This is a genomic window from Pseudomonas sp. VEM90 (genome assembly GCF_054611535.1).
The window spans coordinates 251,757-268,724 of record NZ_JBTRAR010000001.1 but is presented as its reverse complement, the minus strand read 5'-3'; the positions used below and the strand labels follow the sequence as shown (position 1 = coordinate 268,724).

Below are 16,968 nucleotides of genomic sequence, written 5' to 3'. Positions count from 1 at the left end.
CCTGCGAATAATCGATCGTGCCATAGACTGTGACAGGGGTTATTTGCCCGAATGGCACCGTATTCCTCCAACAACAAGGAACTCCCGCCATGCAGCGTTCGATCGCTACCGTGTCCTTGAGCGGCACTCTGCCGGAAAAGCTCGAAGCCATCGCCGCCGCCGGTTTTGACGGCGTCGAGATCTTCGAAAACGACCTGCTCTATTACGCTGGCAGCCCGCGCCAGGTGCGCCAGATGTGCGCCGACCTGGGCATTGCCATCACCTTGTTCCAGCCTTTTCGCGACTTTGAAGGCTGCCGCCGTGACCGCCTGCAGAAAAACCTCGACCGCGCCGAACGCAAGTTCGACCTGATGCAGGAACTGGGTACCGACCTGGTGCTGGTGTGCAGCAACGTCCAGGCCGATGCCCTGGGTGACGAGCAACTGTTGGTCGACGACCTGCGCCTGCTGGGCGAACATGCCGGCAAGCGCGGCCTGCGCATTGGTTACGAAGCGCTGGCCTGGGGCCGCCACGTCAACACTTACCAGCAAGTGTGGAACCTGGTGCGCCAGGCCGACCACCCGGCACTCGGGGTGATCCTCGACAGCTTCCACACCTTGTCGCTCAAAGGTGATCCAAGCGCGATCCGCGACATCCCCGGCGACAAGATCTTCTTCGTGCAAATGGCCGATGCGCCAATCCTGGCCATGGATGTGCTGGAGTGGAGCCGGCACTTTCGCTGCTTCCCGGGGCAGGGCGAAATGGACATGGCCGGTTTCCTGGCACCGATCCTCGCCACGGGCTACCGTGGCCCGCTGTCGCTGGAAATCTTCAATGACGGTTTCCGCGCCGCACCGACCCGGCAGAATGCTGCGGACGGCTTGCGTTCGTTGCTGTACCTCGAAGAGCAGACCCGCTTGCGCCTGGAGCAGGAGAACACGCCGATCGAGCCTGGCGTACTGTTCGCTCCGCCGCCGGCCAGCGCTTATGACGGCGTGGAGTTCCTGGAGTTCGCGGTCGACGAAGCCGTCGGCGCGCGCCTGGGCAACTGGTTGAAGCGCCTGGGCTTTGCCGAAGCCGGCAAGCACCGAAGCAAAGAAGTGCAACTGCTGCGCCAGGGTGATATCAACATTGTGCTGAACGCTGAACCGTATTCCTTCGGCCACAACTTCTTCGAGGCCCATGGCCCGTCGCTGTGCGCCACTGCGTTGCGGGTCAAGGACCAGCAAGCGGCCCTGAAGCGGGCCACCGCTTTCCGTGGCCAGCCATTCCGCGGTCTGGTCGGCCCCAACGAATGCGAAGTGCCGGCGGTGCGTGCGCCCGATGGCAGCCTGCTGTACCTGGTGGAGCAGGGCACTGCCGGCCACACCCTGTACGACACCGACTTCAGCCTGGACAACAATGCAGCCGCGACCGGCGGGCTGCGCCGCATCGACCACATGGCCCTGGCCCTGCCGGCCGAGTCGTTGGACAGCTGGGTGCTGTTCTACAAGAGTTTGTTCGACTTCGCCGCCGACGACGAAGTGGTGCTGCCCGACCCGTATGGCCTGGTCAAGAGTCGCGCCCTGCGCAGCCAGTGCGGCACCTTGCGCCTGCCGCTGAACATCTCGGAAAACCGCAACACCGCAATCGCCCATGCGCTTTCAAGCTACCGTGGTTCCGGCGTACATCACATCGCCTTCGATTGTGATGACATCTTCCGCGAAGTGGCAAGGGCCAAGCTGGCAGGGGTGCCGCTGCTGGAAATCCCGCTGAACTACTACGACGACCTGGCGGCGCGTTTCGATTTCGATGACGAGTTCCTCAGCGAGCTGGCGTACTACAACGTGCTGTACGACCGCGACGCCCAAGGTGGCGAGCTGTTCCACGTCTACACCGAGCCGTTCGAGGAGCGTTTCTTCTTCGAGATCATCCAGCGCAAGGCGGGATACGCCGGTTACGGCGCTGCCAACGTAGCGGTGCGCCTGGCAGCCATGGCCAAGGCCCGCAGCGGAGCAGCGCGCAAGCCGGTGCTGTAGCCTGCCCCGGCCTGCCTTGTGGGAGCGGGGTGAGCCCTGCTCCCACAGGATTGTTACGGCCCGATTCAGTGACGCTCAGCCACCATCAACAATGACTGCGGCACCGCGCTTTGCGGGTGCTGCGGCTCCTGCAAACCGACCAGTCGCAACCCTGCCATGTCCAGCGCATTCAGCCAGCTGGCCAGGGTGCGGAAATACCAAGGCATCGGTTGCCATTCCCCGGCGAACCCGGCAAAAGACTCCTCTCGCCAGCCATCCTGATAATCCCCGCCGGCCATGCTCCACGGGTGCAGGGTCTGGATCACCAGCGCACCGCCTGGCACCAGCAACGTCCGCATTGCCGACAACAGTTCAATGATGTCCTGGTGCAACAGCGCGAAGTTGGCGCAGATCAGGTCATAGTCCTTGCCCACATGCACCTTCGCCTCAGCCAGCTGCGCATAGCTGGCCAGGTGCACCTCACACGCGCCCGCAGCTCGCGCTGCATCCACCAGCGTTCTGTCGCCGTCGACACCCACCGCCTCGATACCCCGGTCGGCCAGCGCGCGCAGCAGCCAGCCCTCACCGCAGCCCAGGTCGAGCACCCGTTCGGGCTGGCGGCCAAGGATGGCCAGCAGGATGGCCTGGTCAGTGACCTGGCGACGGCTCTCGATGGCGCCGTTGCGTACGGCGTCGATCCAGGCCTGGGCGTTATGGTGCCAACTGTCTAGCAAGGCGTCTTCAGGGTTGCGCATGATCGGCTCCATCAGCGGAAAAGGTGAAGGGCGAGCCCGGCAACGGCGCAGCCGATCAACACGTGTATCACCCCGCGCTTGTAGCGGAACAGCGCCACCGCCGCCGCGAGCGCTATCACAGCCGAGGACCAGTGGAACGCGCCATCGAACCCGTCCGGCCACAGCACGTGGTAGCCGAAGAACAGCGCAAGGTTGAGTATTACGCCCACCACAGCCGCAGTTATCCCGGTCAACGGGGCGGTGAACTTCAGTTCATTGTGGGTCGATTCCACCAGCGGGCCTCCGGCGAGGATGAACAGGAACGAGGGCAGGAAGGTGAACCAGGTCACCAGCCCCGCTGCCACTGCGCCCGCGAGGAACGCCTGGTGGGCGCCGAACATCGGTTGCAGGTAGCCACCGACGAAACCGACGAAGGCCACCACCATGATCAGCGGCCCGGGCGTGGTCTCGCCCAGTGCCAGGCCATCGATCATCTGCGTGGGCGACAGCCAGCCATAGTGACCGACAGCCCCTTGATAGACATAGGGCAGCACCGCATAGGCACCGCCGAAGGTCAGCAGCGCTGCCTTGGTGAAGAACCAGCCCATTTGCGTGAGTGTGCCGTGCCAGCCAAAGGCCGCCATCAGCAGACCCATGGGCAGAAGACAAAGCGCCGCAACCGCCAGCAGCAAGGTCACCAGGCGGCCCCAACTGAAGCGGGCGTGCGCGGGGATCGGGGTATCGTCGTCGATCAGCGCCGGGCGCTGGCGGGTGCTGGCGGTGCTGTGGCCCCCACCGGGCGTGAACTGTGCCGGTAGCAGCCGGCCGCCGACGTAACCCAGCAGTGCGGCCGTCAGCACGATCAGCGGGAAGGGGGCGTCAAGCGCGAAAATGGCCACGAACGAGGCCGCGGCAATGGCCCATAACCAGCCGTTCTTCAGCGCCCGCGTGCCAATGCGGTGGGCGGCATGCACGACGATGGCGGTCACGGCCGGCTTGATCCCTGCGAAAATCCCGGCGACCACCGGTACTTCGCTCCAGGTCAGGTACACCCACGACAGGCCGATCAGGATGAACAGCGAAGGGAGCACGAACAGAGCACCGGCAATCACCCCGCCCCAGGTGCGGTGCATCAGCCAGCCGATGTAGGTGGCCAGTTGCTGGGCCTCGGGCCCGGGCAGCAACATGCAGTAGTTGAGGGCATGCAGGAAACGCCGCTCACTGATCCAGCCGCGCCGCTCCACCAGTTCCTGGTGCATGATCGCAATCTGCCCGGCCGGGCCGCCGAAACTGATGAACCCCAGCTTCAGCCAGAACAGCAATGCCTGGGCCAAGCCGACAGAGGCGGGTGCTTGCCCGACAGTACCTTGCAGGTGTTCATCCATGCGGTGTGCCTTTGCCTTCAACCAGTCGCAGCGCGTTGGCGCTTGATTTGGTACATGTGCCCGTCAGCATGGCGCAGTAGCATGTCGGCATCGTTGCCGTCTTCGGGAAAGCAGGCCACGCCAATACTGCAGGATGGTGCATCGATGCCGGCAAACTCGGCGTCGAGCGGTTCGGCCATGACCGCGAGAATGTGCTGTACGTGCGTGGCAATGGCCTCCGGCGACGGGCAATCGGGCAACAGCACGGTGAATTCGTCACCGCCCATCCGCGCTACCGTGCCAGCTACCCCCACGCAGCTTTCCAGGCGCCGGGCCAGTGTGCACAGTACCCGGTCGCCCACGCTGTGACCATGGTTGTCGTTGATCTGCTTGAAGTCATTGATATCGAGGAACAGCAAGGCCAGCCTGCGGTTGTGACGCCGGGCCGCTGCCAGGGCGGTGTCCAGCCGTTCATTGAACATGGCGCGGTTGGCCAGCCGGGTCAGTGGGTCATGATGGGCGAGGAAGCGCAGTTCGTCTTCGGCCTCGCGCTGGGCGGTAACGTCCCGCGCCACGCCGATACGCGCCTGGGCCTCATCGGACCAGCAGGCCGCCCACAGTATGTGCACCACGCTGCCATCCTTGCGAAGGTAACGGTTGCAAAAGTCGTAGTGCGGCTGGCCGTTCATTACCCGCATGATCGAGGCGCGCGTGGCCGGGAGGTCGTCAGGGTGCATGTAGCGGGTGATCGGCGTGCCGATCAGTTCGCAGGCTTCGTAGCCCAGCAGCGTCTTGCAGGCATCACTGACGAACACGATCTGGTTGTCCCTGTCGACCACGAATACCGTGTCCAGCATCAGGTGGATCAGCCTGGGGTACAACGCTTGCAGGTCTACGGGCATGGCTCAGGGTGTCCGCGGCAGGGTGACCGATCATAGCCTGAAGGAATACGTCGCAGCTACGGCAGCCTTCATGGTCAGGCGTGTCAAGGTATTCGGCGCCGCGTGCGCCAGCAGTCGGTGGGGGGAGCAACGATTGGTCATCAAGCCCCGGCGCCACGCGGTATACTCCGCGCCATTTTGCATGATGGCCGGAGTACGCTATGCGCCAGGTTTTGCTCATCGTCGATGTTCAGTCCACCTTCAGCCCGCCCGAGTGGCTGGTCGATGGCTTGCGGCGGTTGTCAGCGAACATTCCCACCATAGCCTCGGTCGAATTGCACGATGAACAGGTTACGCCGTTCGAGCGCCAGCTCGGCTGGCACCCGGCGGCGGAGGACGAGAGCCTGGTCGAGGCCGACCAGGTGTTCGTCAAGCATGGCTATGGGCAAAGTGCCGAAGCTATCGACTACATCCGGCAACTGGGTGTAGAGCGGGTGCTGGTGTGCGGGTTGCAGACCGAAACCTGCGTGCTGGCCGCCGGCTTTGCCCTGTTCGATGCAGGGCTGATGCCCACGCTGGTGACAGACATGACAATAGGGTCATCGCTGGACCGCTCGGGCAAGCTGGGGACCGACCTGTGGAAGCACCACTTCCGCCAGGTCACCACCTCGGCCGAGGTGCTGGCTGAACTGGCCGGACGAGAATAGTGCATGCGGTGGCGGGTCATCTTCGTTCAGGCAGAGGTGGCGCGTTCAGCTGGATCGGCTCCACGCGCCTGGTTCTGCTGCTTGCGCCTGCGGGTAAACAGCAGACGTAACAGGGTATTCCAGCAATAGCTCACCAGTACCCCTCCAGCGAGTGCCAGGGACACCTCGAACAGCGGGTGCCTGAAAACATGTTCCGCCACCGACTCGAATTGGAAATGCGTCAGGTAGATATACAAGGTAGACGAAGCGATCACCGCACCTGCCCGTGCAACCAGGGCGGGTACTGGCACCGAGCGGAACCAGACAAGTGCCAGTATCGCTGGCAGGGCGATGTCGACATAGCGTGTGAACGCTTGCCAGCCAACACCGGCAACCGCCATCAGGTCCAGCTCGGCAACCACCAGCACGGCCACCGCACTGGCCACCCATTTGCGTGAGGGCGTGTCGGCATGGTGGACGGCCATGCCCAGCACCATCACCGCCAGAAAGTGCTGGGGTACCCGGTTGAGCAGGACACTGGCGTCGAATACGAACTGGTTGAGAAGTACATCCAGCGCTACCAGCGCACAGGCAGCGATGATCAGCCAGCGAAACGGGTCGTCACGCAGCACCTGGCGCACGCGCCTGATCGACAGCACCAGGCCGATGATCACGATCATCTGCACCAACACTTCGATGTACCAGTAGTTGAACAGGCTGACCTGACTGGCGGGGAACCAGTTGGAAACCAGTAGCAGCGATTGCCAGTGCAACCGGGCGAATACCAGTTGGATCAATGCGCTGTACAGCAATGTTGGCATCACGATGGCTGCCAGTGACCTGAGCAGCGTGCGTGCATCGCCGCGCGCCTCGATGGCCTTGAGCTGAAAGCGCGCCAAGGCGATACCGGAGACCAGGAACAGCACCGAGGTTTCGCCGACGATCGGCCAGTGGTCGAAATCAACCAGGTGGCCGACCACAATCAGGATGATGGCGAGCATGCGTATGAACACCGGCATTTCCATTACCCGCCACGCGCCTTTGCGCGGCGCACTCAGCTCGGCCAACTGGCACACCGGCAGGGTTTCCCAACGTTCAGGCAGATGGCCGATGAGCGCCTCCAGCACGCGCGAGGCCTGCACGAACGACAGCGAGTCGCCGCCCAGCTCGACAAAGCTCAACCTGGCGTCCAGACGCGGCACCTGAAGGATGCGGGCCCAGGCTGTACTCAGCTTTTCGGCCAGGGGTGACAAGGGTGGGTTGATACTGTCGTCAAATGCAGCAGGCAGCGCGCGTTTGTCGACCTTGCCGTTGGGGGTGAGCGGCAGGGCATCAAGGAACACGAACAGCGCCGGTACCATGTAGTCAGGCAACTGGCCGGCGAGCGCCTGGCGCAGTTCGTCAGTTCGGGTGGCCTGCTGCGCGACGCAATAGGCCACCAGCCGGGTTGATGCAGCGTCGTGGTTGGCTTGGACCACGCATTGCCCTATGTGCGGGAGACGGCTGATGGCGTTCTCGATCTCCACCAGCTCGATGCGATGCCCACGGATTTTCACCTGGCTGTCAGCGCGCCCCAGAAAACTGGCGCTGCCATTGGCCAGGTAGGTGCCCAGGTCGCCAGTGCGGTAACAGCGGTCGGCCGCGTCGGCGGTGAACGGGTTGGCGATGAATCTGGCTTCGGTCAGCCCTGGGTCGCCCCAGTAACCACGCGACAGGTAGGGGCTGCGGATCAGGATTTCGCCTGTCTCGCCCTCGCTGACCAGCTGGTTGGCCGGGTTTATCACCAGCAATTGTGCATCGGCAATGCCTTTGCCCAGGGGCACCCGGGCATTGTCCATTTCCGGGTCGAGGGTGTGGAAAGCCATGGCCTGTGGGGTTTCGGTGGTGCCGTAGAAGTTCACATTGGCGGCATTCGGTGCGATGGCGCGGACCTGCTGGTACTGCGTGGGGCTGAGTGCATCGCCACCCCAGAACAGGTAGCGCAGCTGGTCGAGAACCTGGCGGTTCATGTGAGCGCCTGTTTCGATCAGTTTGCCCAGCGGCGGGGTGAGGTGGATCACGCTCACGCCATGCTGGTGAAGCCAGCTGGCCAGCCGTGAGGGGTCGGTCAGGGTCGACTGGGCCGGGCAGGCAATGGTCGCGCCAAGCGACAGTGGCGTGAACACGTCGCGGTATACCGGGTCGTGGCCCAGGCCGGAAAGCAGCGAAAAGGTGTCGGCCCGGCTCAAACCATGCTGGCGCACATGCCAGTCGACGAAGTGCACCAGCGGTGCGTGGTGGGTGACGATGCCCTTGGGCTCGCCGGTGCTGCCCGAGGTGAAGGTGATGTAGGCCGGTTGCTCAGGGCTGACAGCGGGCAGCGCGACAGGTTGGCCAGGGAAGGCCAGCAGCGCCTCAGCGGGGGCTTCAGGCACCGTGACGACCATGGGCTGGCCGACGTCGACGGTTGCCTCGGCGCAGCGCAGTATCACCGCAGGCTTCAGGGTGCTGACGATTTGCTTGATACGCACGGCAGGGTAAGCGGCGTCAGCCACGGTGAAGGCCAGACCGGCACGCAGGCAGCCGAGCATGGCGTATACCAGGGCGGGGCTGCGATGGGTGACGATGACCACACGATCGGTGCCGCTGGCGGCGTTTTTTACCAGAAACGCGGCAATGCCCGCGCTGATCTGCTCCAGTTGGGAGTAGCTGCAGGTTATATGCTGGCCAATGATGGCAATGGCCTCCGGGCAACGGCTGGCCTGTTCGATAAAAGCGTGCTGAATGGGCTGTTCGGCACGGTATTCCAGGCACAGCGTCGGGTTCGGGCGCAGGTCCGGCATGATGATCGAGTGCTCCGCATGACCGTTGGGCTGGCTGGTAGCACAACGCTAGTGCAGGCTGGCTGATGGCGCCAATGTTTGATGGCTGCCTTGCGGTAGCCGGGGAGGCCCAAGGCCGCAAGCCAGCCCCCACAAGACCCTGCTGAACCGGGTTGTTCTATGGGGGCAGCCCTTCGCTGCTACATGGATTGTCGCAGGCTGGGTTATCAGGCCACATCCACAAGTACGATCTCGCTGTCCTCGATGGCGGTCACCCGCAGCACCTCTTCCTGCTCGATCGCCACGCCATCGCGCGCCTTGGCCCGCAGCCCGTTGACATCTACCAGCCCCTTGGCCGGCACCAGGTAACCCCGGCGTGCGGCATCGAAGCGGTACTCGGCGGTATCACCCGCCCGCAGGGTGGCAGCCACCAGGCGGGCATCGGTACGGATCTGCAGGCTGTCCTCGTCACCCGCGCGGCCGCTGGCCAGGGTCACGAAGCCTTCGCCGCGTTCGCCTTTGGGGAACGGCCGGCTACCCCACTGGGGGGCTTCACCGGTGCGCTCCGGCACGATCCAGATCTGGAAAATACGTGTGTCGATGTCTTCGAGGTTGTACTCGCTGTGCACGATGCCGGTACCGGCGCTCATCACCTGAACATCACCGGCCTCGGTGCGGCCCTTGTTGCCCAGGCTATCCTGGTGGGTAATAGCGCCTTCACGCACATAAGTGATGATTTCCATGTCGCGGTGCGGGTGCGGCGGGAAGCCGCTGCCGGCCGCGATCAGGTCGTCGTTCCAAACCCGCAGGTTACCCCAGTGCATGCGTGCCGGGTCGTAGTACTCGGCAAACGAGAAATGGTGGTGGGCGTCAAGCCAGCCATGGTTGGCGTGGCCGAGGCTTTCGAAAGGTCGTAGTTGCAGCATGGTCGTGCTCCTCAAATCAGTGGAATGGGGCCATGATGCGCCAAAGAAACATCGAAAATAAGCGTAAATATCGGCTTAAAACAATCTGTTTGGTAGATGTGTTTTCTGCTGCACTTTATTCGCTTCATCGCCTAATCCACTGATCTGCAAGCATTCGCTGGCGATTTTTCGTCGATGCGGCGAACATGCCTGCTGTTTTGATTTTCAACGGAGTGACCGTGGCCCACGAGCAACCCCTGGCCCCCGCCGACCTTACCCCTCCTGCCCAGTTGCCCTGGTTTCGTCGCCTGGCCGCCCGCTTGCTGGGGCGTGGCCTGACCCGCCTGCAAGCCCAGCACCGCGACTCGTGGTTCCTCGGCCACGTCACAGGCCAGCGCACTGGCCATGCCGATGGTGTGCGTGAAGGGTTCGAGCGTGGTCGGGTGGAGGGCTATGAAGCGGGGCGCCAGGTGCTGGTGATCCGCGATACGCGCCCAGACAGCGCCGCCGTACCAGGCCAGGATGACAACTTGTTCGACGACTGGCGCCTGCCGTTGACGGCCGAGTTGAAAAAGCGCTTCAAGGCCGACGTCGCCCAGCGCCTGCCCGCCGAAGCCCAGCCCAGCGCCGCGCAATGGAAGCTGATCTTCAGTGACACCCCGTCTACCTGCGTGGTGGCAGGCGCCGGCGCAGGCAAGTCCACGTCGCTGGTGCTGCGCATTCTTTTGCTGCGTCATTACCTGGGTTACGAGCTGGATGCGATGACCGTGGTCACCTTCACCCGCGAGTCGCGCAAGGACTTCATCAAGCGCCTGCTGCAGGTGTTCGCCCTGTGGCAGATCAACCTGCAGCCTGCGCAGGCCCGCGAGCTGGTGCGCACGTTCCATTCGCGCATCCTGCCGCTGGTGCGCAGCCTGCCGGGCTTCGGCCAGGTGCGTGCATTTGAAACACTGGGCCATGAGATGCCTGCCGGGCGTGAGGCCGAGGCCGACAGCAACCCGTTCGACCTGCGCCTGAACGATGCCCAGCGCCAGCAGTTGAACCAGTGCTACAGCAGCTTGCTGGGTGAAAGCCCGCGTTTTGCCGAGCTGGTCGGGCAGTTGCGCAGCGAAGCCTTGCAACTGAAGCCGCTGGACCCGAACAACCCCGATGTGCAGAAGCGCGCACAGGTGACCCAATTGGCGGCCCAGCGCGACGAAGAACTGTGCGACGTGATCGAGGACCTGTGGTTCGCCGCTGGCGTCTGGCCGATCAAGGGTATCGAGCCCTGCCGCGAAACGGTCGACATCCGTGGCAGCCGCTTTTATGTGCATGGCCGCCTGGAAGGCCAGGGGCCTTTGGTGGTGCTGGGCTTCGACCCCGCACAAAGCGCGCAGTACCAGCGCCCCGGCGCCAAGCTGACCGTGCGTGCCGAGTGGGCGGTCAAGCGCACACTGTTGCAGGCGTTCTGCGACAGGCCGCTGATCTGGCTCGACAACTACGCCATGGCCCGGCGCCTGGCGGCATCGTTGGCAGGCGATGCCGTGGCCGGCCCCGGCTTCGAGTACAAGGTCAAGGGCGAACTGGCCCCGGCGCCGCTGCTGGATGCGTTCGTCAGTGCGGCCAATTTCATCGAAAACCTTGGGTTGGAGGTGAACAATGCGGTGGCGGCGATGAGCTTCCCGTCTGGCGATAGCGATGCACTGTTCTTCGAGGCCCTGGCGCTGTACTGGAAGGCCCTGGAAGCGCACCTGCTGGACCAGTCGCCGCCGGTGATGAGCTACAACCGCATGTTCGCCCTGTTTGGCGAGAACAACCCGGAAAACCTGCACCTGCTGCCCGATCCGTTGCTGCGGCCGCTGGCGCACCTGCTGATCGACGAATTTCAGGACGTGTCGCCGCAGATCGTCAGCTGGTTGCGTGCCAGCCTTGCTGAAATACGACGCCGCGGCCCGGCCATGCACACCGGCCGCCATGCCCAGCATTCGTCGTTGCTGTGCGTGGGGGACGACTGGCAATCGATCTACGGCTGGCGTGGCAGTTCGCCCAAGTATTTCATGGAGTTCACCAAGGCGTTCCCGTCGCCGGCCAACACGCGGGTGATGCTGGTCGACAACTACCGCTGCCAGCAACAGGTGATCGATGCAGCCGAACACCTGGTCAAAGGCACCCCGGCGATTGCCGGCAAGAAAGCCCGAGCCAGTGGCCCGGCGGCCGAGTTGCCCGGCTCGCCGGTCAAGGTGTTCGACCGTGACGAGGCTGCGTTGGGCGAAACGCTTGTCGAGCACTACCAGCGGGGTGAGACGGTCATGATGCTGTACCGCAAGGGCAGTGACCGGGCCTTGATGAACGAGCACCTGCAAAGCGTGTTGCACGCCGACGCGGCGCTACCGGCCGAGCAGCGCCGGCTGCGTCAGCTGACCTATCACAGCGCCAAGGGTTTGCAGGCCGATGCGGTGTTCATGCTGGGTGACTGCCAGTACCTGACCAGCTCACCCTACAAGAACCAGGTATACCGCCAGGCCGGGCTGGGCAAGGCAGGTGATGCCCAACCGTTCGATTCGGCACAGAAGGAAGAAGTGCAGCGCTTGGCGTACGTGGCGGTGACCCGTGCAGTGCGGCACTGCTACTGGCATGTGGAGGCCGCCAGCGGTGACGCCGCAGCGGCTCCACGGGCGTCCAGCCAGGTCGATGGCAAGCAGGCCTTCTTCGAAGACCTGCGCGGGCAGTGAGTGGGGTTTAGCGGCCGATTGTTTGCGTCTGACGGGTGAGACTGGTCAGCAGACCGGTTTCAACCTGCTGCTGCTCGGCAGTCAGCGCGTCCACGCCCTGGCGATACTGCTGCTCGTTGATTACGACGCGACGCAGAACGCCTTGAGCATCCACGGGGCTTTCAGGCATCACCCTGGCCAAGGCTCGGAGCACCGAGCTGTCCAGGGACGTTACCGGGTCGGCGGTTTCATCCAGGCAGTAATAGAGATAATCAAGGCCTGGCCGCCAAAAGTCGGTGATCAGGCTGAACTGTGCCGCATGCTCTCGTTTCAAGTACTCGACCCAGCCCGGCTGCTGGTTCAGCCATTGCTCCCGGGCGGTGGCATCCCTGTCCAGGGAAAGGACCGCAGCTTGCACCCTTTCGATGACTGTATCGTTGATTCTGGCCGTATGGCGGTACAGCATGCCTCGGCTCGGCTCAGGGTAGTCCAGCGCGCTGGCCAAGGACTGGCGCAGGGCCAAGCGTACCTCGACATCGTCCACCAGCCCCGTTTGAAGTTCGCTGTCTGGAAAGGCTGAGGGGTCGTCGAGCTCATCATAGGGGGGGAGGTTTTCATCGAAGACCCCATCGAGCAGCGCCTGTTTGCGCAAGGACCTTCTCCAACTGATGCGGTCGGCCAGTTGATTGACCTGACTGCGTCGATACAGCTTGCCATACAGGCTCAGTAGATCAGCCGGTCGACTACCGGCGACGGCTGCCGCTTCATGGGCAAGCGCTTCTAACTCCAAGGCACTGAACGCGTCGGCACCTGCGTCGCCACAGGTTGGCGGGAATTCGCCGGCCACGATGGCGAGGCGCTCACGCAGCGCGGTGTCGTGGGCCGCGTCATCCAGCAGCTTCCAGACGCGTGCCCTCAGGGCCTCGCCATCACGCTGCGCTTCTGCTGACTGGGCAAGACGTTCGAGTACGCCCAGCAGCGCTGCGTTTTCACCTTGGTCGAACAGGTCGCTCCACAGTTGCTCCTCGGCACTGCTCGCCTCGCCACGGAAAATGCCTTGCCACAGTGGCACGTCTTCTGCGTGCTCGAATACGTTGACGCCGCTACTGCCCAAGCGTGCACGTGTCTGGGCTTCCAGGGTGTTGTAGTTGAACAGCCAGCGGCGCTCCGGCAAGTGCGCGGCGACATCGCGGGCAAACGGGGTACGCAGCACGCCAGGCAGGTCTGGCAGGGTACGAATGCGGTTGGACGAAAGGTTCAGATAGCGCAGTTGGTACTGGGGCTGGCTCATCAGGACTGTCAGGCTGTCGGGCCACTGCTGCAGTTCGCAACGCTCAAGCTCCAGGTGGACAAGACGGGCCATGAAGCGCAGGTCGGGCGCCCGTTGCAGTGGGTTACCTGACAGGTGCAGTACTGTGGGGTGGATCATGTCCTGAAACTGGGCGGCAAGGCTTTCGTCGAGGGTGATTTGATTGTGGCCCAGGCCGAGGGCATCCAGGGGCAAGCGCGTCAAGAAGCCCAAACTGGTGGTATCGAGTTGCAGCCGGTTACGGCTGAGCCACAGTAGCCGCAGGCCGGGCATTGCCCCGATGGCCTGTTGGGCGGTGGGTGAAAGGGTGGTCAAGCCATTGTCTGTCAGGCCCAGTTCGCGTAGCCGCGGTGCAGACCTGAGCGCCTCGAACAATGTTTCGGCATCGATGTCCGGGTTGCCGACGATTTCCAGGGTTTCCAGGTTAGGGAAGTTTGTCAGGAAGCTGCCCTCCAGGTGCCGCATCTGCAGCCCCTCGAGCCTGAGATTACGGATATGCGGCATGCGTGCAGTGAAAGCGGGTAGCGCTTCGAGTTGCATACGGTCCAGTACCAGTGTTTCGGCTTGCACGCCGCCTTCACGGCGCGAAGCACTCATCAGTCGCTCGGTGCATTGCTGGCGGTCAAAGCGCTCTTCAAGGGTGCGGGCGGTGCTTACCCAGCGGTTGAGATCTCGGTTGAGGGTACGCTGCTCGACTTCGAGCTGGTTGATGGCGCTACCCAAGTCGCCTCCTTGAGTCAGTTCGGCTTGTAGCCCGCTGATTTGCTCGCTGCTGAGTTCGGGGTAGAGCGCCCGCAGTCGACGTGCAGCTGGCAAGGCTCGTCCTTGCAAGTCACGGCCGCTAAGGGGATAGCCCAGCTGGCCGTTGGCCAATCGCAAAGGGGAGCGGAACCTGGGGTTGATGGGCTGTTGGCCAAGCAGTGAGGCACAGTGCTGGCGATCTCCAAGGGCGAGTTGCAGCAACCGGGCCGGGTCAGCCTGCGGGTGCGCGGCTTGCAGCGCCTGTTTGATGCGTAGACTGTCGTCGTTGGCCAGGCTGGGCCTGAACAGGCCGAGGAGGGCGCGGTCAAGCCGTGCTCGAGCTTGCAGAAGGCGTGCTTCCTCGGCAATGCGAAGCGGTACCCGCCCGTTTGTCAGGCGTTCCCGTTCGCCGTTGCTGATGTTGGCAAGCAATTCTTCAAGCGCGCTGTCCGGCAACCCGGGAAACTGCCGGGCGAGGGTTTGTGCGATTGGCGGGCGTGTGGGACGGCGTCTTTGGTGCAGGCTCTCGAACAGCGCCTCGCGATGCTGTTCCAGATGTTGCGCGAGCTTGTTGTTCAGTGCGGACGCTCGGCGCTCGGTCGGTGTGTCACCGAGCAATTGCTCAATGGCTTCTTCATCCATTTGATCCAGCACGGTCTGGCTCAACTGACCATTGTCCAGATCGGTACGGGTAACTTCGATTTCCACCTGGCCCAGCGTGTCAGGAGGGCCGTAGCGCACCGATTCGCCCCAGGGCTCTGGCCCTTGGTAAACCTTCAGCACCTTCCCCTCGGGCCACCCCGGTAGGCGCAGCAACTCAGGCAACGCAAAGTTCTTGTACGCAGCCAGCGGCAACCCATGGCGTACACAGTTGATGATCTGTTGTGTCTGATTGTCCAGTTGCAACCGCTGCAGCGTTTCGAGCAACAAGGCGGGTGGACGCAGGCCCGCTGCCTGGGCGCGGCGCAGTACGTCTGGATCGGTACCGGTACTGCGCATGGCATGGTCCAGTTCGCTGTCGTCCAGGCCTGCGCCATGGCTGCCGAGGCGGCGCGCGAGCTGTACGCGGTCCCATTCCAGAGGCTGTTCATGGGCCAGTTGCCAGCGGGCATCACCGTGATGCAGCAAGCGCGGGGCATAGGCCTGCGCATCCTCGGGGTGGCGCACGCGCCACTGCTGATCAGCGTCCTGAAACACCTCGTACAGGGTTCCATCCAGCTTCAGGTAGGTCTTCCCGTCGACGTGCATATGGCCGAGCAAATCGGGTTGAGCCCCCTCAGGAATAGCCACCGTGCTCGCATAGGGTTTCATGTCGGGGTGCCAGAGCACTTCCTTGTCTTCATGCCACACACTCTTCAAAGCATCTACAAAGCCAGAGGCCTGGACAACCCTGGCGCCTGCTGCAAAGCCGGCAATTACCCCCGCGTTGATGGCCAACGATTCCAGCTGTGCCAGTGCCTGCCGGGTATCACCTTCTTCCCAGGCCTCGAACCCGGTGAAAACAGAGCTCATCAGGTCGTAAGCAAAAACGCCTAGCATGACAGTGTTCAGCCCCGGCACGAAGAACGCGGCGACATTCAGCACGTTCATCCCCAGGTCGAACCAGTACTTCAGACGCTCGTGGCGGGCGTTGGCGTCGACTTCGGCGGTAGGCACAGCAATGGTTTTTGCGTCGGCCTTCATGCGCGCAAGGTGTGCGTTGTACAAGGTCGTCCAAGGGTCGGTTCTGATTGGCGAGAGCGTGAAAGGGATCACTGGCATGATTCGGGGTTTGCGTATGCCCGCTTCATCCTCTTCGAACAGCGCGATTTCCAGCTTTCCGGCGAGTTCTCTTTGCCTGTCCTTGTAGGCGAAATGCACCAAGGCTCGACGAAACTCGCTTTGCAATAGTCGACTGCGCAGGTGCTTGCCCGCTTCCTGACGAGAAGCGAACTCCCTTACCGGGTGCTCGCTGTCGCCAGGGATATACACGATGCAGGGGTTCTTGCGATAAGGGTTGTCTGGCCCGATGAACAGTACTTCGTGGACGGGGATATCGAACAGGTTGAAGTTCCAGCACTGCAACGCCTCGTTTTCATAGGTGGGCTGAGGCTTGCCGTCGCACAGTTGCGCAAGCGCATCGAGCCCGGCCTTGCTCAGCAGGCCTTGGAGCTGGGCGATCAATGCCTGGACCCTCAAGGCCTCACGGTTTGCAGCAATCGACAGGCGCTGGATTTCAGCGCGGTTGGCGCCTTCATGGGTTGCAAGCAGGTGGTCTTGATAGCGTTTGCCAAGGTCCAGCGCCCGACAGTGCCTGACGAAGTCCGCCACCGTCAGGCCTGCCAGGGGGGTGTCGCTGCCTGCGGCGTTGGTGAGCCTGCTGTAGGGGCCGACTTCGTCCAGCCCCTCGAAGTTGTGCAGGGCAGCTTCCAGCAAGCTGCGTGTTTGCGGCTGGCCTGCCGGGCGAGTAGCCAGCACATCCGCTTCCACGTTAGGGACCAAAGGTGTTTCCACATCGGGAACGCCGACCCAGATGTTGGCATCTGACTCAAAGGGCTGGAACACATACTGCGCCCTGTCTACAGGCACATTCACCTTCAACCGCTCGGTCAGCAGAGGGCTGCAGAACGCAATGATGTCCTTGAACTCGCCCAGCGCCTGTTTGACTTGCGCCAGCCGTTTGTTGCGCGCTTGCAACGCGTTGTGCAATTGCTCACGCGTTGGCTCATCTGCAGTGGCATACCACGAGTAAGGCGTGCCATCGTCATCCAGAAATTCCTTGTGCAGGCCCTGCACCACTTTGCGCGTATGCCTGGGATGGAGCGCCTTGCTCCAGTTCGGTAATGATCGTGTTATCTGGCTTTGATGTAAGGGTGTCGGGGTTGTCATGGTAACCATCTCT

At 63.0% G+C, this 16,968-nt stretch carries 9 protein-coding genes; 3 read left to right on the top strand and 6 right to left on the bottom strand.

The window, feature by feature from the left end:
• Nucleotides 1–89 precede the first annotated feature (89 nt).
• Entirely contained in the window at nucleotides 90–1,997 is a 1,908-nt protein-coding gene (gene quiC, locus ACYCCG_RS01215; RefSeq protein WP_176684671.1) for a 3-dehydroshikimate dehydratase QuiC, read from the top strand.
• A gap of 65 nt (nucleotides 1,998–2,062) precedes the next feature.
• On the opposite strand, the gene ACYCCG_RS01210 is transcribed toward quiC, so the two are convergent.
• From ACYCCG_RS01210 to ACYCCG_RS01200, 3 genes are read right to left on the bottom strand one after another with little or no spacing between them, the layout of a single operon-like run.
• Complete coding sequence (locus ACYCCG_RS01210) at nucleotides 2,063–2,731, bottom strand: class I SAM-dependent methyltransferase (protein WP_176684670.1); 669 nt, start codon at nucleotides 2,729–2,731, stop codon at nucleotides 2,063–2,065.
• Nucleotides 2,732–2,742: 11 nt separating this feature from the next.
• Nucleotides 2,743–4,095, bottom strand: a complete 1,353-nt coding sequence (gene chrA / locus ACYCCG_RS01205) for a chromate efflux transporter (RefSeq protein ID WP_459669201.1) — start codon at nucleotides 4,093–4,095, stop codon at nucleotides 2,743–2,745.
• A 17-nt stretch (nucleotides 4,096–4,112) separates the two neighbouring features.
• Nucleotides 4,113–4,976, bottom strand: a complete 864-nt coding sequence (locus ACYCCG_RS01200; protein ID WP_176684668.1) for a sensor domain-containing diguanylate cyclase — start codon at nucleotides 4,974–4,976, stop codon at nucleotides 4,113–4,115.
• Between the two features lie 200 nt (nucleotides 4,977–5,176).
• Here ACYCCG_RS01200 and ACYCCG_RS01195 point away from each other — a divergent pair, with 200 nt between their 5' ends.
• The gene (locus ACYCCG_RS01195) at nucleotides 5,177–5,662 is read left to right on the top strand and encodes an isochorismatase family protein (RefSeq protein ID WP_064490781.1); all 486 of its coding nucleotides are present in this window, start codon (nucleotides 5,177–5,179) and stop codon (nucleotides 5,660–5,662) included.
• Nucleotides 5,663–5,688: 26 nt separating this feature from the next.
• Here ACYCCG_RS01195 and ACYCCG_RS01190 read toward each other — a convergent pair whose 3' ends face one another.
• Nucleotides 5,689–8,463: an amino acid adenylation domain-containing protein gene (locus tag ACYCCG_RS01190; protein WP_459669200.1), complete on the bottom strand. Its 2,775-nt coding sequence runs from the start codon at nucleotides 8,461–8,463 to the stop codon at nucleotides 5,689–5,691.
• 206 nt (nucleotides 8,464–8,669) lie between these two features.
• Complete coding sequence (locus ACYCCG_RS01185; RefSeq protein WP_339443995.1) at nucleotides 8,670–9,368, bottom strand: pirin family protein; 699 nt, start codon at nucleotides 9,366–9,368, stop codon at nucleotides 8,670–8,672.
• Nucleotides 9,369–9,553: 185 nt separating this feature from the next.
• Here ACYCCG_RS01185 and ACYCCG_RS01180 point away from each other — a divergent pair, with 185 nt between their 5' ends.
• Nucleotides 9,554–12,058: a UvrD-helicase domain-containing protein gene (locus ACYCCG_RS01180; RefSeq protein WP_339443994.1), complete on the top strand. Its 2,505-nt coding sequence runs from the start codon at nucleotides 9,554–9,556 to the stop codon at nucleotides 12,056–12,058.
• A 7-nt stretch (nucleotides 12,059–12,065) separates the two neighbouring features.
• Here ACYCCG_RS01180 and ACYCCG_RS01175 read toward each other — a convergent pair whose 3' ends face one another.
• The gene (locus ACYCCG_RS01175; protein WP_459669199.1) at nucleotides 12,066–16,955 is read right to left on the bottom strand and encodes an NEL-type E3 ubiquitin ligase domain-containing protein; all 4,890 of its coding nucleotides are present in this window, start codon (nucleotides 16,953–16,955) and stop codon (nucleotides 12,066–12,068) included.
• Nucleotides 16,956–16,968: the final 13 nt, after the last annotated feature.